The organism is Paenarthrobacter sp. NPDC090522, from assembly GCF_044769225.1.
GTDB lineage: Bacteria > Actinomycetota > Actinomycetes > Actinomycetales > Micrococcaceae > Arthrobacter.
Map to the genome: position 1 here is coordinate 92,702 of NZ_JBIVXL010000010.1, position 19,035 is coordinate 111,736.

The following is a 19,035-nucleotide window of genomic DNA, read 5'->3' on the forward strand; positions in this document are numbered from 1 at the left end:
TACTATAAGGGCAATCAACGGGCCAACCGGTCAAGCGGTGGCCCGGGCAACGTGATACCGGGTCCCTTGGCGGCCGGTCCACTGTCAGGCGGGGGAAAATGACAGATCAATTGGTTGACGCATCCGATGTCGCACAAGCCGGCAACGACACCATCACGGCGAAGCTCCAACCGCAAGGACGCAGACGGCAATGGGGCTCCGAGAAACGATCCGAACCCCTGCCCATCGTCCATCCCACCCCATCCTCGAAGAAGATCATCTGGGGCCGCATAGCGATGCTTGTCACCGTCGGGGCGTGGACCTACTACGTCGTCTCGACCATCATCCGACAGTTCGTCGACAACCCCAATTCAGGATTCCGTTTCGGCATCGAGTCCGTCTCCTACCTTGTCGTTGTCACGTTCTTGACGTTCTCGGCGATGATGTACCTCATGGCCCGGCAGGGCGCCCTGTACCGGTTCAAAGAACACCGCCGCGTACCCCGCGGGGAACTCGACCAACACTTCGCGCACTACAACGACGCCGTCACCGTGCTCGTCCCCTCCTACGCCGAAGAACCACAAGTCGTCCGCGCCACACTCTGGTCCGCCGCGCTCCAGGAATTCCCCGACCTGCGTGTCGTCCTGCTCCTGGACGACCCGCCCCACCCCACCGACCCCGCCATCGCCGCACGACTGCAAGAAACCCGTGCCCTGGCCGGACAAATCGCCGACGCCATGGCAGCACCCTCCACCCGCGCCCTAAATGCACTGACTACCTTCCGGGCAAGCAAAGACACGGCCCGCCCCGGCGACCCGGCACAACTAAAACCCCTCATCACCGAATACGAAGCAGCCGTCGAATGGCTCGAAGCCATGGCCGAAGCCGAACTGGTCACCGACCACGTGGACGAATTCTTCGTTGACCTGGTGATCATGGGCCTGGCCCGGGAACTCCGGCTCGTGTTGCTGGCACTGGAGGCGGCGAAGGCCCAAAAGACGGCGCCGAGCCCGGAGCGCATGGAGCAGTTGTACCTGCGCCTTACCTGGATCTTCAACGTCCGTACCGAAACCTTCGAGCGCAAGGCCTACGCCAGCCTGTCCCACGAGGCCAACAAGGCCATGAACCTCAACGCGTACATCTCCCTCATGGGCAAACGCTGGCACCGTGAAGAAACCGCAGGACAAACAATCCTGCGCCCCTCACTCCAACCCCACGAAAATGACCTCCTCGTCCCCGACAGCACCTACCTGCTGACCCTCGACGCCGATTCGCTCCTACTCCGCGACTACTGCCTGCGCCTGGTGTACTTCCTGGAATCGGCCGGCAACGAGCGCGTAGCGGTTACCCAGACCCCGTACTCCTCCTTCCGCGGTGCCCCCACCCGCATCGAACGCATCGCCGGAGCCACCACGGACATCCAGCACATCCTGCACCAGGGCATGTCCTACTACGGAGCCACTTTCTGGGTGGGAGCCAACGCGATCATCCGCAAGTGTGCCTTGGAAGACATCGTTGAAGTGGAAACCGTGGGCGGGTTCGAAGTCCGGACCTACATCCAGGACCGGACAGTCATTGAGGACACCGAGTCCAGCATCGACCTGGGAACCCATGGCTGGACCTTGGTGAACTACCCCGAACGCCTGAGCTACAGCGCCACCCCACCGGATTTCGGTTCGTTGGTGGTGCAGCGGCGGCGGTGGGCCAACGGTGGCCTCTTGATCCTGCCCAAGTTGTGGAACCAGTTGTCCCAGCGACGCATGCAGCGCCAACGGATCCTCATCCGCGAGGTGCTCCTGCGCGTGAACTACATGGCCTCCATCACCTGGGCCAGCTTCGGACTTTTGTTCCTGCTGGCCTACCCCTACGACAGCAGGCTCCTGAGCCCGGCTGTGTTCATCGCGGCCTTGCCTTACTTCCTGTGCATGGGTTCGGACCTTCGGGATTGCGGCCACCGGTTCAGTGACATTTTCCGGATCTACGGCTTCAACCTCATCCTCCTTCCGGTGAACCTGGCCGGCGTCCTCAAGTCCCTCCAGCAGGGCCTGACCGGTGACAAGATTCCGTTCGTCCGCACCCCCAAGGTCAAGGACCGGACCGCCGCGCCGGCCATCTATGTGCTGATTCCGTACCTGATCGTCGCGTTCTCCGTTCTCACCATCTGGCGGGACGTGCAGCAGCAGAACTGGGGCAACGTAGCCTTCGCCACCCTGAATGCCGTGCTGGCCATGAGCTGCATCCAGGCCTACATCGGCATTTGGAACTCCGTGGTGGACATCGCCCTGGGCGCCGTCAACTGGCTCTACGTCACGCCCAAGACCAAGGCGCCGCAGGTGTCCCTCGTGGTTCCCAAGACCGCGGAGGAAGTGGACTGGAAGTCGATCCTGTACCACGGTGACCGCAGGCTCAACCGTGACCTGCGCGGCGGAACCGACCGCCGCCGTCGAATCTCACTGCGCTGAACCACCCCAAGCGGTGTTGCGTCGGCGAGGTAGCTCCTCGCCCGCGGCGACGGACCGGGCTCCTACGGTTCGAAGTCTTTGTTCTCGATGGGGAAAGGCCAAGCGGTGAGGTCCTCCATCGCATCCAGGGCAGCAGCCATGGGTCCTTCGGAAAGAATGAATGTGGCGTCGATGCCCGCCTCCGACCACACCAGGTGAAACCGGCACTCCACCGGGAGGGTTCCATGGATAAACCAGTACCGCAACGTCCAGAAACCGGGCTCGCCCTCAACGCTGATCAGTGTGCCGTAAGCGTTGAGGGCACCAGCCTGCTTCAACACCAGCCGCGGGCCTGATACCGGCGAGCCTTTGGCCGCCGCGTCAATCTGATGCCTGGCCGCGCCGTCCTCGGAATCACTGACCCGGCCCCGGAAACGGATGCTGATGGAGGCTGTCACGCCTTCGGGATACACCTCGGCATAATTCAGGGTGCAAACCGCCCCGTTGACCGCGAAATGGTTACCTGCAACCAGTCCGGGCAACCAGTCAGCCGGTGGTTTCATCGTCACGGCCTGCACCATCATCGCCGTCCGGGTCTACGGTGGCGGAACCCGGGCTTGCCGGATCCGTGCCGGAAGAATCGTCACCTGCAGGATCTTCTTCCTCGGCGTCGGGCCCCAGGGGATCCTCAGCACTGATCAGCTCAGACAGTGAAGGGTCGTCCGGTTCCTCGACCGGCACTTCAGACGCAGGGCGAGGTGTTTGCCGTTCCGGATCTTCGCTGTTGGCTGGTGTCACACTCATGAGCCAACGCTAGACCCGGCACACGCTCAAAGTCGAGACACCCTTCCGGCGGGAACATCCCGCCCGCGCATCCGCCGGTACGCCACAAGCCGCGGTTTGAAGAGGCCCACACTGGGTACTTTTCTGATGCGGAGCGATCCGTGCAGTGTGTTCACAGGAAGCCCGCCGAACCACCCCTAGGCGGGCTTCCGTCACGTCGGCCCACGCCACGGACACCCACCACCGACACCCCGCCCCGGCAACCACGTAAGCGGAGTTCAGATCAGATGCGATGCCGAACCCTAAATAGCTGACAGACAAATGCGCTAATCACAACGGTCAAAACACGGCAAACGGGCGTAGTTTGGGTAGTACATCCGGGGTACGCGCCCCTTGGCCCACACCAGGAGGAACCATGACCGAACACGTTGCCGAAGTCTCCGCCTGTAGCGTTGGCAGCTGCGGCTTCAACCACAACGGCTGCACCGCCTTTGGCATCACCATCGGCGGCACCCAGGACCACGCATCCTGCGCCACGTTCATCGACACGAACACCATGGGCGGACTGCCCAAGGTCCTCGCGCACGTTGGTGCCTGCCAACGATCCGAGTGCGTCCACAACAACAACCTGATGTGCGAAGCACACGACGTGAAAGTCGGCCCCGGCGCCGAATCCGCGGACTGCCTCACCTACGAGCACGCCTAACACAAGCAACCATCCAGGGGCGGGTCCTGTCCGAGTGGGTACAGGACCCGCCCCTTTCGTCGTTAAACACCTTCACTGCGGGTTCGCCTCAGAATTCGTGGTACCAGGGCCCACATCACGTGTTGCCCTGGCAGACCCAACCCAGCGCACCTCGTACCATCCACGTTCCCCGCCGCCACGGGCCAGACATCGTCCCGCGAGGCGGAAGTCCGCTGCCGGCAGAGTGGGAAACACAACTCACGTGAAGGGCAGAGCTGCGCTGACCCGCAATATGCCTTCTTCCTCTTTATCGGTGAGCTGCTCGTCGATGGACCACAGCTTTTGCGGAATGATCGCCCCTGCCGCCGTGCGATAGGAATCGACGGCCAGCGCAATCTCCGCCCTCGAGCCGCTCGTGGTACTCACAATTTCAGCATGGGACAACGATCCATCTGAGAAAACGATGGCCAACCTAGACGTCTCTCGAAGGCTCTGCAGATCCGTCCGCAGTACTGCGCCAGGGAATAGATGCGTGTGCGAGGCCACGGCCCGGCTGACGTCTTCATCGGATTCACTCATGATCGCGCCTCTTCTCCTTCAGCTGCCCGGCCGAGTCGGATCTTCCCGCGCACGCCCCTTGCAATGGCCTCCGCACACCGGACGAACCCCCTGCACGCTGGGGCACGCCCTGGCTTGCCGAGATTCTACAAGTATCTACGGGGCTGAGCGAGAAGCGGACACGCCCGTGAACGTCCCTGACCACCGCCTCTACCCGCGGCAAACAACCCGGAGGACTATCTCTTCACGTTGCTCGCCGCGGACGGAGCCGCTGAGCTCCTCCTGCAGATGCTCTGCCGAGCGAACCGAAACTGCAAGGCTGTACGAACAGGGGCGGCGGGCTTAGCCGGGGAAGGCTGCATACACCCACCATGCCCCATCCCTAAACATACTCCTGCATTGCCGGCACACAAGGAGACGGCAGATTGCCTGAGCAGTTCCTTCAACGATGCCGGCGGCTCTCTTCCCGTTCGATGCGCCAGTGCGGTGTCGAGGACTTCAGAAGGTTGTGAGGATGGGCTGAGGACGCGCGGACATGATCCTTGCGCGATCAATACTAAGCATGCTTGGCTTTGATTGCCGGCGGGTTTCATCCGCGCCTTTCTCGGAGGGAACTCGGTGGCTCTGCCGGTCAGGCGGTCGCCGCTGTCCGCCTGACCCGGGGTACCGGCCCGCTCATGCCAGGCGGCGGGTCGGCATCCCAGCGCCGTCCGGGCATCTGTGAGCCTGGCTGCGGAGCCAGGAACCAACAAGAGAACTGACCATGGAGGGATCGAACATGCGGATAAGCCATATACCTCTACGTTTAGTGACGGGGGCGTTCATTCTTAATTCGGGCTGGGGCAAACGCGACCTGGGTAAAGACAGCGCGGCCGGATTGCAGTCCATGGCTGCCCGGGTCATACCGTCAGTGGCTGAGCTCGATCCCGGACGCTTCGGCAAACTTCTGAGTTTCGCTGAGCTGTCCTTGGGCGCTGCCCTGCTGGCTCCCTTCATTCCCAGCCGTGTGGCCGGTCTGGGACTCGGAATCTTTTCCGGGTCGATGATCACCATGTACTTGAAATCACCGGAAATGACCCTGGAAGACGGCGTCCGCCCCAGCGCAAAGGGCACGCCGCTGGCCAAGGACATATGGATGGTCGGCATCGCTGCCGCACTCATCCTGGACCGCAAACACCCACGGACGAAGCGCTAGACGACGCTCGTTCTGCCCCGAGGCGGGTGATACCGCTTCTCAGCGCACGATACGCTGATTGGGCGACAAAGCCCTGCCTGTACGCAGGCAGGGCAGTTTGCCCGGATACGGGCGCCCGTTTTCGTGACCCCAGCCCCAAGCGGGTTTGATCCCTACTCCGTTATGTGACTGCCGCGTTGATGTTGACTGCCCGGTTCCGACCATGGTCTTTTGCCTGATAGAAGGCCTCGTCGGCCCGGATGATCATCGTCGTGAGCTTTGCTTCCGTGCCTTGGGCTGAGCAGATCCCGTAGCTAGAGGTCGGAAATCCACCTCTTCGGGCGGTGTGACGGCTGAACCTCCTCACAGGGGAGATCACCGATAGCGGCCCCACAACGAAGCAAGGGCCGATGATCGCCGACCGCCTCGAAGAGGACGCGCACCCAGGCAGTGCCGGTGCCGCGACCTTCCCACCGTCGGCCGTCTCGATCTACACGAATGCAGAACACGGCAGCCCCCGGAACACGTTCCAGGTCACCATCACCGATCTGGAACCGCACGGTGACCTGATCCGGGTCCGGGCAGGGAACCTCTCAGCAGACATCACCCCGGCAGCGTTGGCCGACCTCGGCCTCGCCCCGGGAAGCGTCGTCTATTTCGTCATCAAAGCAACAGCCATCATGATCTACCCTGCCTAAGGTCTGGTGCTTGACCGGGTCTTAGTCGTCGATCGCGATCATCACGTCCGATGCCTTGACCACGGCGTAGGCTTCCCCTCCCACCGACAATCCGAGCTCATCGACGGCCTCGTTGGTGATCGAGGCGGTGATCACCGAACCTTCAATCTGGATGCGGACGTGAGCGGTCGTTGCCCCTTTGGTGATCTCCACAATGCTGCCTTTGAGGCGGTTGCGGGCGCTGATCTTCATTGAAACCCTCCAGGTTCAAGCATCGGCAGTGGCTGCTTCGCCCCGTGTTCTCGCCCCGGATCAGGTCAGAGGCGAGGCACCCGAGCGATGTGTTGATGGAGAGCCCGACCTTACCCTTGCCCGCCCGCTACAGACAAGGACTTCCGTGTATCCTCCCTGTCGTGACCGCCGGGAGAAGCGCACGGTACAGGATGGAACACGCTGCGAGGGTGAGTGAGCCGGTGAGCACTGGCGTAAGGAGGTAGCCCCATCCGTCATGAGCCACGAGGACCGCGATGGGCGTACCGCCAGCCAGTGGAAGATGACCCGCAATGCCGCCATCGCCACCATGGCCGCCCCGACCGCAAGGCCAAGGGCCCACCACGAGCTCGGCACTAATATCTGCAGGAGGATTCCGCAGGCCGCCGACACGGCGTGCCCGCCGACGATGTTGACGGGCCGCGACAAGACCGATTCGGGCAGGAGAACACCCAAGAAGGACGACGATCCAAAAACCGCGATCAGGACCGGCGCACCCGTGGCATCGCCGAGAAGCGATAACAGGAAAATTGTCAGCGTTCCGGCCAAGAGGACCATCGGCCAAGGCAAGCGACCAGGGCTGCTTCCACACCGGCGGACCAGCCCTGGTTTGACGGAACGCCGGTTATCCGCGTTTAAAGTACGGGAGTTGAAGTAGCTGCGAGAACTCCTGTCCCATGGTGTTTCGGATGCATCTCTCGGGCCAGCAGTCTTGGGTGGCAGCTCCGTCGTCAGCCTTGATGGCCCAGGCTTGTACGGCTTCAGCGTGTACTTCTCGTGGGTTCTAGGTATCCTCAAGCGAGACATATGGTCGCCGTCACATCCAGAACAAAATATTGGGGGCAAAGTGGGCTCGCGTCTGCTTGATGGAAGTTCGAAGAAGAGCCTGCTGGGCGTGATCGTTGTACTGCGATGCCTGGCTGCGGCTCTGGCTCTCCTCATGGTTGTGTTGTTGGCACCGATCAGCCCTGCCACAGCAGCGACGACGGCTAAACAGGAACCGAAATTGTTGTCTGCGAGTCTGACCTCCGGTCCGGACTTGCGGCCGGGCCAGGCAGCTACTATCCGCTTTACCTTGAGCGAGCCGGCCCAGAAGGTCACCTTTACCTACCTTGATGAGTCGAATGCCGGTGGGCGCACACTGACATGGACGGGAAACCCTGGGGCAGGCAGCTTCACCGCTGAAGCGACTGCGTCGATTGGCGCCACAGACACCTATCACGGTCAACATCGCCTGTACGAGATGGTGATTTCTTACCAAGCACGTAATGAGGCAGGCGTCTACGAAGATTACGCGCGGCAGTATCGGAACAGTAACTACGACGCGCTCAACGTTGACGGTGCGGGAAATCCGCTTCTGCAGTCCTTGGACTTTCACGTCACGAATCCGTCGCATCCGTTGCTAATACCGAAGGCACTGGAACTGCCCAACTACGTACCTGAGACAGGTCCTTGGAACTTGGATCTCGACGGAACACTGAACCCCGGCCGGTGGACCCCAGGAATAACAAAGTTGAACTTCCGATGGGTCGACCCCGAACAAAGTTGGGTTGTTGGGCTCTACATCGGGATCGGACCGTGGAAGACCTCCGTCCCGACATACTTCCACGGCAGGCCTCTGAAGGCCCGGGTCGCGACGATCACGCCGGGGTACAAGTCTGTGACGGCCGAGTCTGAAACGTACTACTTCGTCAAAACAGACCCGGTCACTCTGACTGGCGACCCCTGGATTGGTTCCACAATCCGTGCCAACCTGGACATTGCCTCGATCCAAGGCCTACCTCCCGGTGGGAAGCCCGAAATCACCTACGAATGGTTCAGAACCGCGCTATTCGACGGCGGACCCGAACAGACTCGAACGGGAGACTACGTGGTCAAGGCCGCCGATGGCGGTCAATCAGTGAGACCTACGGCAGTCATCACAGTTGACGGCAAAGTTGTTGGCCGTGTCCAGGGTCAATTTACGCCGCGAATCTCCTACCCCGCTCCCCTCCGGAAGTACGAGACAGAAATCCCGGACAACAACATCATGGCGCGCACGCCGGACGGCCGACTGCTGGAATACACCCTCGGGTGGCAGAACAGCCCGCGCACTGTCGGCTTCGGGTGGAACAAGTTCGACCTGGTTTTTTCGCCAGGAGATTTCGATGAAGACGGTTTCCCCGACGTTTTAGCAAGAACCCCATCGGGACAGCTGTGGCTCTATCCCGCCAACGGTCAAGCCTGGTGGAAACCAGCGCGGGTCATCGGTACCGGATGGCAGGGAATGACCGAACTGATCTCCCCCGGTGATTTTGACGCAGATGGCCACGATGACGTACTGGCCAAGGACCGCGAGGGGAGACTGATTCTGTACCCAGGGAACGGCAAAGGCGGCTGGGGAACCCCGCGACAAGTCGGTCAAGGATGGAACGTCTTCAACAGGGTATTTTCGCCAGGTGACTTCAACGGCGATTTTCGACCCGACCTGCTCGCCACAGACCCCAGCGGACGGCTGCACCTCTACCCGAGCGACGGGCGAGGGAACTGGCTAAGCCCCAAAATCATTGGACAAGGATGGTCATCCTTCAAGTACGTAGGAAGCTTCGGAGACAACTACCTCGACGGGTGGAACGACCTCGCGGGCGTGGACTCAAGCGGGAACCTGTACATATACCCACAAAAAGCAGGAGTCTGGCAGGAACGCTACTGGGTCGGCCCAGGATGGGGCTCATTCGCTTCCCTGTTCTAATCCATCGTCGTTCTTTGATTCCGGCTGATAGCACCCCGTGCTCATCCAGGTAGGTTTGCGTTGAGTAGCCCAGTGCAATAGCTGACGGAGGATCTGCATCGGCCATCCGGATTGTCGTCTTGCTGAACCATCAAAAAGGGCCGCCCTATGGCGACCAACTGCCGATGTATAAGACTCAACAACACCCTGCGCTTGAAGGAACCCCGGCACACTGGGCAAGGAACCGCGGCTTGTACTTGGTATGACTACTTTACGGAATCACGGTTATCGGCGTTAGGAAAAGACGTCACTAGACGAGAGAACCGCGCTTAGACGATGGTTGGCTGGTCAGATGAACGACATGGATCTGGCTGGGCCGGCATCAACGATGCCTCTACACGAAGGTATCCGAGCGGCTGAGTACCGGCCTGCATCGAACCAGGACGACTTGATCAGTAGGCGGCTGGAGCGCCACGCAGATCCTCAGAGTGGGCTGATTTGATGTCTCCGGCGGAGCGGTTCATTCTGCCGGTCCACTGCGGCGGTGTGACACATCGGGCCGACACGTTTTAGTATCCGTGATGCGGTGCCCGCGTATGGGTAGAGACGCTGAAGGCTCGGAAGGATCGTGGCCGGTCACCGCCCCGCAGCACTGTCGCTGAGGTCCTTGCGACTGAGGCGTGATTCATCAGGCCAACGAAGAGTCCCAGCCAGTCCGGAGTGTGTTCACCGGACCGGCTGGGATCATCTCAGGTAGTACTTGTGGTGGATTTCTCCCGTCAGGAGGCCTGTACGGGCTTCCGTAGGAACAGGGCTACCACCAGTGCGGTGAGCAGGCACAAGCCAGCGTTGACCCAGATAGCAGTGGTGACACCGCTGAGGACAGCCGTGGCTTCGTTGTTCCCGATGGCGAGGATCTGGGCTGTGAAGATGGCGCTCATGATCGGAATGCCCATTGTGATACCGATCTGCTGGCTCATGGTGGCAAGTCCTGTGGCCAGGCCTTGTTCGTCTTCGGGCAAGCCGGAGGTGGCGGTGACCATGAATCCGACGATGACGACAAGGTTGGCTACACCGCCAATGAAGGTGGCGACCAGCAGCAGGCCGATGGACGCGGGGTCGGCGCTGAGCAAGACAAGGGCTCCGGTGGCGATCGCCTGGACAATGAATCCGTAGACGATCGCTTTCTTGTTACCGATCTTTCCGATGACTTTGGGGCCTAGGATGCCACCGAGTACGGTGCCTAAGCCAAGGACCGCGAAAGCGAGACCGGCGCCCAGCGGGGTGTAGCCGAGTACCTGCTGCAGGTACAAGGTCAGCAGGAACACCAGAGATGTTTCTGTAACGAAGGCGAGGATGCCGGCGACGTTGCCCCACGCAACGGTGGAGCGCTTCAGAACTTCCAGGGGCACCAGCGGTGCAGTTGCCCGGCGTTCAACGGCGACGAAAGCCACAAAAAGCACAAGGGCTGCCGCAAGGGAGCCCAAGGTCAGCGGGTCGGTCCAAGAATGCTCGGCAGCGTTCGTCAAACCAAAGACAAGTGCCAGAAGGCCGAGGGTAACGGTAACAGCGCCTGGGATGTCCAGCTTCAACTTAGTGGCGGGTTTGCCCTCGGCCAGAACGATGGGGGCGATGATGAGCACTGCGACGGCTACGGGTACGTTGATGAAAAACGCCCACCGCCAGCTCAGCAGGTCAGTCAGGAGCCCACCAAGGATTGCGCCTGTCGTGAAACCCGCAGCCATCAGTGACCCGTTGAGCCCCAATGCCCTGTCGCGCAACGGGCCTTCCGGGAAGGACGCCAGCAGTAGCGACAGGGCGGCAGGAACAACGATGGCCGTAGCAATTCCTTGGCCGACGCGGGCGATAAGCAACATCGCCGGATCCGCAGCCAGGCCGCCGGCTAGCGATGCTGCCCCGAGCAGGGCCATGCCGATGATGAACATCTTGCGGCGCCCGGCAATATCGGCGACACGTCCGAACAGCAACGTCAGGCCCGCGGCGCAAAGTGCGAATGACGTCGCGATCCACTGGAGGTTCTCCAGGCTGAAGCCGACGTCTGTGCCGATGGCTGGGAGGGCTACGTTAAGGATGGAGAAGTCAACGGCGAGGGTAAAGCTTGCCGCGAGCAGGACGATCAGTGCCAGCCGCTGCCGGCCGGTCATGCGTCCCACGGGCGCAGTTGTCGGTGCGGCTTCAATCGAGGGCGGGATGCCGGGTCCTGTGGTGACATCCGGTGGCGTTGTCATGTCGGTGATCCTTCTCTGGAGGGGTGGCCGCGCGTTGGCGGCATCTTCACACCCTCTACAGTCACGGAATGTCCGGGGATCAACCACACCCCCTCTTGCCTACCCCTGAGAGTGACAGGCGGAATGCTGTCTACTCTGCTTCGGTGCCGTTGTCTTGTCACATGTGCGTATGCGTCTTGACGTTTAGGGTGTCACTGGCAGGGACAGGACAAGGACGGAGAAGACCGGCAGAATTGGGCGCATGAGTAATCTAAGTGAACTTGGGGAGTTCCTTCGCGTCCGAAGAGCTGCCTTACAGCCAGAGGACGTTGGCCTGCTGAATTACGGCATCCGCCGGGTACCCGGCCTGCGCCGGGAAGAACTCGCCATGCTTGCCGGCGTCAGCAACACCTACTACACCCGACTGGAGCAGGGCCAAAGCAACAACGCCTCCGAAGCGGTCATCGATGCCATCGCCCGGGCACTGAACCTGAACACCGACGAACGCGCGCACCTGTTCAACCTTGCCCGGCCCGGCACGACCAAACGACGGACGTTGACCAAGCCGGACAAGGCCAGGCCGGGCACGTTGCGGCTGATCCAATCGATGTCCAACACACCTGCCGTCGTCCTGGGGCGGCGCAGCGAAGTATTGGCCTGGAACCGGATTGGTCACCGGCTTGTGGCCGGTCATCTGGACTTCAACGCACCCGAAACGCCGTCGACGCGGCCGAACATGACCCGGCTGTTATTTCTCGACCGTCACACACGTGAGCTGTACAGCCGGTGGCTTGAGGAAGCCACACGCGCAGTGTCCTCGCTACGGCTGGTGGCAGGCCGCGCCACCGACGACCCGGAACTGGCCTCGCTGGTCGGTGAACTGACGATGAACAGCGAAGAATTCGCGAACCTGTGGGCACGGCACCCAGTTGAGAACTGCATGTCGGGGCTGAAGTACATGCACCACCCCGAGGTGGGCGATCTGGAGCTGAACTTCGAAGTCCTGACCCCTCCCGACGAATCCGGCCACCGGATCCTCATGTACACCGCTGACCCCGGGACGCCCGCGGCCGAAGCACTGCAACTGCTCACGTCCAGCGGCGCAGGTATGGTCAGCGAACCCCACCACCTCGCCGCCAAGTAGCAGAGACACTCCGCCGCCCCCTTGCAGCCTCTGCGTTAGAAAGAGAGCTTCGGAGTCAAACTGCCCGCCAACCAATTGGGTCGGCGGGCAGTTTGTGTGTTCCCCTGTATCAGGATGGCTCCTTAGCCGCCTTCATAGGAGGGACAGATATGATCGCTACAGATCAGGAGGCAGGGTCCGAGGGGCGAAGTGAAACCCCTGATGACGTGCGTCGCGCGGGAGCCGAACTGTCCAAAATCTTCGCCTCGGTCAACGAGTTCTACGTTGACGGAGCCATCAAGCTACGGGGTGTGGAAGAGCGTTCCTCGTTGGGAGGCGACGACAAAAAGACCGTTCCCTTCCCTCTCTCGCAAGCCGTGTCGCGTAACCTCCTGGTCTCCATTGACCACCTCCACTCCCTCCGGGCATCCCTCCAACTCGCCAATGCGCTGCATACCTATGCCCCCTTCACCTTGCTGCGGGGCAGCCTCGAAGGCGCGATCAATGCCCTCTGGTTGCTGAAACCCGAACAACGCAATGAACGGATCACCCGTCATGTGCTGGCGTGCCGGGCCGATGACCGTGATCAGAACACCATGGCCTCGGCCGTCGATGAACCCCCGGCAGAGCCTCGGGGTGATTGGATGGAATCGCTTATTGTCCAGTGTGGACTCGACCGGTCCAGGGTTCTGGGAGGGATTCCTTCGTTTAGTTCCATCGCCAAGACCGTAGACAAGGAAATCTGGTGTGAGGGCGACAATATCGGCGAGCTCGGCTGGCGGATGTGCAGTGGACTGGCTCACGGGCGGGAATGGGCAACCTTGGATGTGTTGCATCGGCAGTTCTTGAGGGAAGTCGCCAAGGGCGTCTCGGAGGTCCGGCTCACGGCCGGAATGAGCGACATCGCTGTCATGGCGCAGCTCTCCTACACCATGTTGATGGAGGCGGTGGCTTTGTTTTCGACCCGTTCACGGCCCCAATACTGACAGCAAAAGAGAAGGCCCGACCCGTATGGATCGAGCCTCCTTTTTGGCTTTCCTAGCTCACTGTTAGGGTGGCCTGAGCTGGTTCTGGCTGAACTGGTTTGGGTCGGGGTCGGGCCCACCGGTCCATGACAGGCTTCTCCACGAGGGCGTACAGGGCCCACCCGCCCAACAGCGTAGCGACGAAGAACCCGGCGACCACCAACCAAGCCACAGGTGTCGGGTACACCTCGTTACCTAGCAGGATACGACCGTAGAAGATCACCACGCCCTGGCACAGGTAGAACCCGAAGGAGATATTTCCCAGCCAGACCATGGGCTTGGAACCGAGGAAACCGGTTCGTCCGGCAATGTCTCCGGCCGCCACGGTGCAGATGATCGCCGCGACAGGGATGATGGTGGCCACGCTGAAGGAGTACACAAACGGGACAACCATGGCCGCAGCGTATCCGGCGACGCAGAGGACGAGGGTGTGCCACATCTTCAAAGGAACCCAACGCCCGGACAGGACGATGCGGGCCAGGATGGAGCCCAAAATGAACTCGAACAGCCGGGCGGGCGGGAAAATATACCCGAACCAGAACTGCGCCTCGGAAACCGGTGTCAGGGCAGAAACAGGCGTTGCAGGGATCAGGTACGTGGTGACCAGCTGAACAGCGATCATCGCGGCGACCGTGATCCACGCCCAAGCCCAGAGACGGTTGCCGGGGATCTTTCTGACCGGGACCATCAACAACGGGAACAGCATGTAGAAGAGCAGTTCGCTGTTCAGTGTCCACGAGGGCGGGTTCACCGCCACGTAGACGGAGGCATCAGGGATAAACGAATTCACCAGGAAGAGGTTGCTGATCCAGCCGAGCGGCGGGTTTATGGCGGCTGCGAACAAAATCATCGACAGCACCCACATGACCAGGTGGTTGGGGAAGATCTTCAGTAGCCGGCGGCGCCAGAATTGTCGCTTCGGCTCGCCGGGTTTGGATGCCCAGGCCAGCAGGAAGCCGCTCAGGACGAAGAAGAACGACACTCCAACGTACCCTGCTTTGCTGACCAGCCATTCCAGGGTGGATCCGAGCTCCGTATCGGCGAACGGGTTGATTGGGTCGTTGGGCGGGATGGGTGAGTTGGACAAGGTGATGTGGAAAAAGAACACCAGCAGCGCTGCGAAGAACCGCAGCCCGGTCAGGGATGGCAGTTTGCTGAGCCGGGGGCGAGCGGTGGCGGCTTCCGGGGCCGGGGCGGTCACGAGGCGGCTCCTGTCGGGAGTTCAATGCCGAGGCTGTGGGTGAAGTAGTTGGTGGGGTCCCAGCTTGCCTTGGCGCGTTGGAGCCTGGGGTAGTTGCCCTTGAAATAAAGGGTCTGCCAGCCAACGCCCGAGCTGTTGTGATCGGTGCTGGCTACATCGACGTCAGGGTAGTTGATGTAGCACCCATCGAGTTGGTCACCGGGGACGGGTACGCCGCCGGTGGTTTTGAACATGCCTTCGTAGGTTTCCCGCTCCCAACGAAGGTAGAAGTCGTCGTCGGCGGCTTCGGGCCAGAATGTTTGGAGGCAGAATTTGAAGGCTGATTGGCGTTGGGCGTTGGCTGTGGCATCGGGTGCGACGGCGTTGACTTGCCCGCCGAAGGAGAAGAGCACCAGCATGGTGTTCGGGTTGGTGAAGTCCGGGCGGCTCATCTGCCGGTAGAGCACCGCGATCTGGTCATCGGTGAACTTCTGGTTCAGATAGGCGGATTTGTGGGCGCCGCGGCTGGTGGGGTTGGTGATGACCGGGTTGTCCGTCCCGACAAGGCGGGTTGCTTGCAGCCAGGGGATTTCCCGGGTCTTGAAAAACTCCGGCATGGCCGGGATTTCCCCGTTGGGCTTCTCCACGGGTTTGGCGGTGATGGCGACCCCCTCAAGGATGGCCGTAACGTAACGTTCCATGACGCCCTTGGCGTCCGGTGCTGCTGCGTCGATCTGGGTGAACATTCCCAGGCTGCCGTGCGCCTTCGAGCTGACGTTGAAGAGGCTGCTCAGGTGCGATTCGGGTGTGCCGGGTTGGCGGTACTTTTCGTGCCATGCTCCGAAGTTGGTGATGAGGCGTCGGAACTTTGTTTCGTCCAGTTGGTCCCAGGGGAGGGAGATTGCGCTCACCAACACGGTGGACGGGGCTTTGACGAGTTGTTCTGAAGGGCTCTTTTCTTTCGTGCCCGGGGACCGGAACCAGTATTTGGTGACGATGCCCCAGTTGCCCCCTCCCCCGCCGGTGTGGGCCCACCACAGGTCACCGAGTTCACCTTTGTCGTGGCGTGTTGCCGTGACGGTACGGACCTTACGGCGGCCGTCCACGGTCACGACTTCAACGGCGTAGAGGTGGTCCACAACGAGGCCGTGGGAGCGTGAGAGCAGGCCGTAGCCCCCGCCGGCGATGTGACCGCCGGCACCGACGCTGTAGCAGATGCCGCCGGGAATGGTGACGCCCCAGTTCTTGTAAAGGGTTTCGTAGACGTTCATCAGTCTCGCCCCGGGTTCCACTGCGAAGGCGCCCATCTTTTTGTCGTAATAGACCGCGTTCATCGGGGACACGTCAAGGATGACCTGGATGGAGGGGTTGCAGACAAAATCAGCGAAGCAGTGCCCACCGCTTCGTACCGAGACTTTCTTGCCGGTGCGTACCGCCTCGCGGACGGCGTCCTCGGCGTCTTTGGTGCTGATGATGAGCCGGACATAGTCGGGATTCGAAACGAACCGTTGATTGTTGCCCGTCATCAGGCCCGCGTAGCGGGAGTCTCCGGATTTGATGACGGACCCGTCTGGTACTGTTGCGGTGCCGTTGGCCGCTTGCGCCTGGGGGGCGTTGGCTGTTCCCAGGGCGGCCAGGGAGGCTGCTGCGATGGTCCCGGCTGAGCCGGCCATGAAGAAGCGGCGTCCGATTCCGGGTTTTTCGGTGGTGGTCATCGGCTGGTTCCTTCACGTTGGACGGTGTTATTCGGGTGCAGGGTGATTTCGGCTTTGGGGGCAACGAAGTAGTGCTGGACGGAGTAGGAAATGGTGGCGAAATCTTCCACGCCTCGTCCGGTGAAGTCACCGGCGACGATCCGGGCGATGGATTCCCCGGAAACTTTCCACTTCAGGAACAGGCCCTTGGCCAGGTCCACGGCCTTGTAGTAGTAGGCGCCCTGCCAGGGCTCGGGACCGCGCAGGCCGATGAGAAATTCGTCGTCGCCGTCACCGTCGAAGTCGCGGCACATGACCGTGTGGCCGGGGCCTTCGCCGTTTTCGTTCGGATCTCCGTAAATGTCCAGCAGGTGCCGGGTCCAGCCTGCAGCTTCAGCGTCTCCCCCGCTGCGGACGTACACGGCGACGGTGTTCCCGTGGAAGGGTTCGATGGCCGCGACGTAGGCAAGAGGGTCATCGCCGATGCGTCCGCCGTCAACGTCACCACTGCCTTTGAAGGTGGTCTTCTCGAACTGGCTTTCCTCGCCGTCGCCAATGTGCTCCCAAGCCCACGTGCTGTTGTCCTGGTCGTAGTAGAGCCATGTGACGCCCTCGTCGGATGCCATGAGGATCGAGTCCAGCGGTGAGCCGGGAATCAGCCCGCCTTTCTTGGCGACACCGTGGATCATGCGGAAGTCCGAATCACTGATGATTTCCTTGTCCCATTCGGCGTGCGGGTCATCGGTTGGGGTGAACAGCACCACGGGAAGAACGGCGTGGACGTCTTCGACGGCGACAATGGGGAATCCGATGATCTGGATCTTGTCAGTGCGCGTAAAGTGACCAACGCGGAGGCGGTGCATGCCGATAGCGCGCCCAACGTAGTGGCGTTTCCAGTTTTCGGTCGCTTCGGTTGGGTTGCCGGGGTTTTCCAGCCAGTCGATCTTGCCGCCTTCGGGGTCGGCGTGATGGATGGTTCCGCCGGGACCGTAGAGCTGGTAGCAGACGACCAGGTCGGTGGTGCCGTCACCGGTGATGTCGCCGAAGTCCATGCCTACGGGTTCTTTGATCTTGTCGAGCACCAGTTTCTTTTCCCAGGTGGGGTTCTTGTACCAGTAGATTTCACCGACTTTCAGTCCGTAGCCGACGAGGTCCGGTTTCCCGTCACCGTCGATGTCTGCCGCTTCGAGCCAGTAGCCGTCGCGCAGGAAGTCGGTGACTGTCTCGGTTCCGAAGGCCGGTTCGGTGACGTCCAGGGTGGGTATGGTCCTGCCGACAGTGGGTGAGGTCATGAGAGTACCTTTCGTGTAAGTGACGGTGGTGGTGTGCTTTCCGGTGTACCGGAGGGGGAAGTGTTGGTTCCGCGCAGCATCAGTGCCGCTGTCGCCATGAGCGCTACCGCGATGAGGGCGAGCCCTGCCCCGACCCAGATGGGTGATGACAGTCCCAGCCCGGCGGCGATGGTTGTTCCGCCGAGGTAGGCGCCGATGGCGTTGCCGAGGTTGAACGCGGAGATATTGACTCCGGAAGCCAGGGTGGGCGCCCGGTAGGCGAACAACAGCACGCGGGTTTGCATGCCGGGAACGGTGGCGAATCCGACAGTGCCGAGGAGGAACAGGGTCACTGCTGCTGCCCAGGCGTGATGAACGGTGATGGTGAAGACCAGCAGGACAACGGCGAGGGCGGACAAGAGAACCAGCAAGGACTTCTCCAGATTCCCGTCGGCGGCTTTGCCGCCGATGATGTTCCCGGTGAACAGCCCGGCACCGAAGATGACAAGCATCCACGGCACCGCCCCTGCGGGCATGCCGGACAGGTCGGTGAGCATCGGTGCGATGTAAGTGAAGGCCCCGAACATGGCCCCGAATCCGAAGACGGTGATCAGGATGGACAGCCACACTTGTCCGGAGGTGAATGCCCCGAGCTCACGGCGCAGTTGCCCTGATTCCCGTTCGACGGCGTCTTGGGCCGGAACGTAGGCGATCAGCCCGACCAGGGCGATCACCCCCACAATCGTGATGGCCCAGAAAGTGGACCTCCAGCCGAGCTGTTGGCCGAGGAATGTGCCCATCGGAACGCCGAGGACGTTTGCGATGGTCAGCCCGGCGAACATGATGGAGATGGCCCGGGCCTTACGGTCGGGGGTGACCAGCTTTGATGCAAGGACGGCGCCGATCCCGAAGAACGCTCCGTGGCACAGCGCCGCCACGACCCGGCCGGCAAACATGGTGGCATAGTCCCCGGCCACCGCTGAGATCAGGTTTCCCAGGACGAAGAGCACCATCAAGGAGCACAGGACTGTCTTGGGGCGAAGGGCGGCGGTCAGTGCGGTCACCAGCACCCCTCCGACGGCGACGCTGAGGGCGTAGCCGGAAACGAGGTGCCCGGCGACCGGAATGCTGACGGAGAAATCTGCGGCTACTTCGGGCAAAAGTCCCAAGATGACGAACTCGGTGAGGCCGATCCCGAACCCGCCGACGGCGAGGGCCAACAGGCCCAACGGCATCC

18 protein-coding genes are annotated in these 19,035 nt (G+C 61.5%); 7 read left to right on the forward strand and 11 right to left on the reverse strand.

The annotated features are described in order from the left end of the window. The first annotated feature begins 98 nt into the window (after nucleotides 1–98). Complete coding sequence (locus tag ACIQT2_RS14710) at nucleotides 99–2,441, forward strand: glycosyltransferase family 2 protein (protein ID WP_402947723.1); 2,343 nt, start codon at nucleotides 99–101, stop codon at nucleotides 2,439–2,441. 62 nt (nucleotides 2,442–2,503) lie between these two features. Here the strand turns inward: ACIQT2_RS14710 and ACIQT2_RS14715 are convergent, their stop codons facing one another. Both ACIQT2_RS14715 and ACIQT2_RS14720 read right to left on the reverse strand, forming a co-directional pair. Continuing rightward, nucleotides 2,504–2,989, reverse strand: coding sequence for a hypothetical protein (locus ACIQT2_RS14715; RefSeq protein WP_402947726.1), 486 nt, complete (start codon nucleotides 2,987–2,989; stop codon nucleotides 2,504–2,506). Next, nucleotides 2,967–3,224: a hypothetical protein gene (locus ACIQT2_RS14720; RefSeq protein ID WP_402947728.1), complete on the reverse strand. Its 258-nt coding sequence runs from the start codon at nucleotides 3,222–3,224 to the stop codon at nucleotides 2,967–2,969. The genes ACIQT2_RS14715 and ACIQT2_RS14720 overlap by 23 nt, the downstream gene beginning before the upstream one ends. A 394-nt stretch (nucleotides 3,225–3,618) precedes the next feature. Here ACIQT2_RS14720 and ACIQT2_RS14725 point away from each other — a divergent pair, with 394 nt between their 5' ends. Then, a complete protein-coding gene (locus ACIQT2_RS14725; protein ID WP_402947730.1) occupies nucleotides 3,619–3,909 on the forward strand; it encodes a DUF1540 domain-containing protein in 291 nt (96 codons plus the stop codon). Between the two features lie 237 nt (nucleotides 3,910–4,146). Here the strand turns inward: ACIQT2_RS14725 and ACIQT2_RS14730 are convergent, their stop codons facing one another. Next, the gene (locus tag ACIQT2_RS14730; protein WP_402947733.1) at nucleotides 4,147–4,467 is read right to left on the reverse strand and encodes a hypothetical protein; all 321 of its coding nucleotides are present in this window, start codon (nucleotides 4,465–4,467) and stop codon (nucleotides 4,147–4,149) included. A 757-nt stretch (nucleotides 4,468–5,224) separates the two neighbouring features. Here ACIQT2_RS14730 and ACIQT2_RS14735 point away from each other — a divergent pair. Beyond that, nucleotides 5,225–5,641, forward strand: a complete 417-nt coding sequence (locus ACIQT2_RS14735; protein WP_402947736.1) for a hypothetical protein — start codon at nucleotides 5,225–5,227, stop codon at nucleotides 5,639–5,641. Between the two features lie 160 nt (nucleotides 5,642–5,801). Here ACIQT2_RS14735 and ACIQT2_RS14740 read toward each other — a convergent pair whose 3' ends face one another. Next, the gene (locus ACIQT2_RS14740; protein WP_402947739.1) at nucleotides 5,802–6,014 is read right to left on the reverse strand and encodes a diguanylate cyclase domain-containing protein; all 213 of its coding nucleotides are present in this window, start codon (nucleotides 6,012–6,014) and stop codon (nucleotides 5,802–5,804) included. Nucleotides 6,015–6,030: 16 nt separating this feature from the next. On the opposite strand from ACIQT2_RS14740, the gene ACIQT2_RS14745 reads away from it, so the two are divergent. Further along, complete coding sequence (locus tag ACIQT2_RS14745; RefSeq protein ID WP_402947741.1) at nucleotides 6,031–6,318, forward strand: TOBE domain-containing protein; 288 nt, start codon at nucleotides 6,031–6,033, stop codon at nucleotides 6,316–6,318. 21 nt (nucleotides 6,319–6,339) lie between these two features. Here ACIQT2_RS14745 and ACIQT2_RS14750 read toward each other — a convergent pair whose 3' ends face one another. Together ACIQT2_RS14750 and ACIQT2_RS14755 are read right to left on the reverse strand one after the other, a co-directional pair. Continuing rightward, entirely contained in the window at nucleotides 6,340–6,549 is a 210-nt protein-coding gene (locus ACIQT2_RS14750) for a molybdopterin-binding protein (RefSeq protein WP_402947743.1), read from the reverse strand. A gap of 60 nt (nucleotides 6,550–6,609) precedes the next feature. Further along, nucleotides 6,610–7,509 (reverse strand): HPP family protein, encoded by a 900-nt coding sequence (locus ACIQT2_RS14755; RefSeq protein WP_402947745.1) that lies wholly within the window; start codon nucleotides 7,507–7,509, stop codon nucleotides 6,610–6,612. Between ACIQT2_RS14755 and ACIQT2_RS14760 the strand changes: the two genes are divergently transcribed. After that, nucleotides 7,415–9,298, forward strand: coding sequence for an FG-GAP-like repeat-containing protein (locus tag ACIQT2_RS14760; protein WP_402947748.1), 1,884 nt, complete (start codon nucleotides 7,415–7,417; stop codon nucleotides 9,296–9,298). The two genes, ACIQT2_RS14755 and ACIQT2_RS14760, sit on opposite strands and share 95 nt — an antisense overlap. A gap of 758 nt (nucleotides 9,299–10,056) precedes the next feature. Here the strand turns inward: ACIQT2_RS14760 and ACIQT2_RS14765 are convergent. Next, complete coding sequence (locus ACIQT2_RS14765) at nucleotides 10,057–11,442, reverse strand: MFS transporter (protein WP_402947865.1); 1,386 nt, start codon at nucleotides 11,440–11,442, stop codon at nucleotides 10,057–10,059. Between the two features lie 325 nt (nucleotides 11,443–11,767). On the opposite strand from ACIQT2_RS14765, the gene ACIQT2_RS14770 reads away from it, so the two are divergent. Beyond that, on the forward strand, nucleotides 11,768–12,649 hold the full coding sequence (locus ACIQT2_RS14770) for a helix-turn-helix transcriptional regulator (protein WP_402947751.1): 882 nt from the start codon (nucleotides 11,768–11,770) through the stop codon (nucleotides 12,647–12,649). A gap of 149 nt (nucleotides 12,650–12,798) precedes the next feature. Further along, nucleotides 12,799–13,614, forward strand: a complete 816-nt coding sequence (locus tag ACIQT2_RS14775; RefSeq protein ID WP_402947753.1) for a hypothetical protein — start codon at nucleotides 12,799–12,801, stop codon at nucleotides 13,612–13,614. A 52-nt stretch (nucleotides 13,615–13,666) separates the two neighbouring features. Here ACIQT2_RS14775 and ACIQT2_RS14780 read toward each other — a convergent pair whose 3' ends face one another. Genes ACIQT2_RS14780 through ACIQT2_RS14795 form a run of 4 tightly spaced genes read right to left on the reverse strand, consistent with a single transcriptional unit; the run spans nucleotide 13,667 to nucleotide 19,033 of the window. Further along, complete coding sequence (locus tag ACIQT2_RS14780) at nucleotides 13,667–14,854, reverse strand: acyltransferase family protein (RefSeq protein ID WP_402947756.1); 1,188 nt, start codon at nucleotides 14,852–14,854, stop codon at nucleotides 13,667–13,669. Continuing rightward, nucleotides 14,851–16,548 (reverse strand): FAD-dependent oxidoreductase, encoded by a 1,698-nt coding sequence (locus ACIQT2_RS14785; protein WP_402947758.1) that lies wholly within the window; start codon nucleotides 16,546–16,548, stop codon nucleotides 14,851–14,853. Before ACIQT2_RS14785 ends, ACIQT2_RS14780 begins: the two co-directional genes overlap by 4 nt. Then, entirely contained in the window at nucleotides 16,545–17,819 is a 1,275-nt protein-coding gene (locus ACIQT2_RS14790) for an FG-GAP repeat domain-containing protein (RefSeq protein WP_402947760.1), read from the reverse strand. Before ACIQT2_RS14790 ends, ACIQT2_RS14785 begins: the two co-directional genes overlap by 4 nt. Next, nucleotides 17,816–19,033, reverse strand: a complete 1,218-nt coding sequence (locus ACIQT2_RS14795) for an MFS transporter (protein ID WP_402947868.1) — start codon at nucleotides 19,031–19,033, stop codon at nucleotides 17,816–17,818. The genes ACIQT2_RS14790 and ACIQT2_RS14795 overlap by 4 nt, the downstream gene beginning before the upstream one ends. Nucleotides 19,034–19,035: the final 2 nt, after the last annotated feature.

Excerpts from the sequence above, each read along its gene's own strand:
- ACIQT2_RS14775 (WP_402947753.1), top strand. The coding sequence starts at position 12,799 with ATGATCGCTACAGATCAGGAGGCAGGGTCCGAGGGGCGAAGTGAAACC.
- ACIQT2_RS14750 (WP_402947743.1), bottom strand. The coding sequence starts at position 6,549 with ATGAAGATCAGCGCCCGCAACCGCCTCAAAGGCAGCATTGTGGAGATC.
- ACIQT2_RS14785 (WP_402947758.1), bottom strand. The coding sequence starts at position 16,548 with ATGACCACCACCGAAAAACCCGGAATCGGACGCCGCTTCTTCATGGCC.
- ACIQT2_RS14770 (WP_402947751.1), top strand. The coding sequence starts at position 11,768 with ATGAGTAATCTAAGTGAACTTGGGGAGTTCCTTCGCGTCCGAAGAGCT.
- ACIQT2_RS14795 (WP_402947868.1), bottom strand. The coding sequence starts at position 19,033 with ATGCCGTTGGGCCTGTTGGCCCTCGCCGTCGGCGGGTTCGGGATCGGC.
- ACIQT2_RS14745 (WP_402947741.1), top strand. The coding sequence starts at position 6,031 with ATGATCGCCGACCGCCTCGAAGAGGACGCGCACCCAGGCAGTGCCGGT.
- ACIQT2_RS14720 (WP_402947728.1), bottom strand. The coding sequence starts at position 3,224 with ATGAGTGTGACACCAGCCAACAGCGAAGATCCGGAACGGCAAACACCT.
- ACIQT2_RS14710 (WP_402947723.1), top strand. The coding sequence starts at position 99 with ATGACAGATCAATTGGTTGACGCATCCGATGTCGCACAAGCCGGCAAC.
- ACIQT2_RS14735 (WP_402947736.1), top strand. The coding sequence starts at position 5,225 with ATGCGGATAAGCCATATACCTCTACGTTTAGTGACGGGGGCGTTCATT.
- ACIQT2_RS14730 (WP_402947733.1), bottom strand. The coding sequence starts at position 4,467 with ATGAGTGAATCCGATGAAGACGTCAGCCGGGCCGTGGCCTCGCACACG.
- ACIQT2_RS14755 (WP_402947745.1), bottom strand. The coding sequence starts at position 7,509 with ATGAGGAGAGCCAGAGCCGCAGCCAGGCATCGCAGTACAACGATCACG.
- ACIQT2_RS14765 (WP_402947865.1), bottom strand. The coding sequence starts at position 11,442 with ATGACCGGCCGGCAGCGGCTGGCACTGATCGTCCTGCTCGCGGCAAGC.
- ACIQT2_RS14725 (WP_402947730.1), top strand. The coding sequence starts at position 3,619 with ATGACCGAACACGTTGCCGAAGTCTCCGCCTGTAGCGTTGGCAGCTGC.
- ACIQT2_RS14790 (WP_402947760.1), bottom strand. The coding sequence starts at position 17,819 with ATGACCTCACCCACTGTCGGCAGGACCATACCCACCCTGGACGTCACC.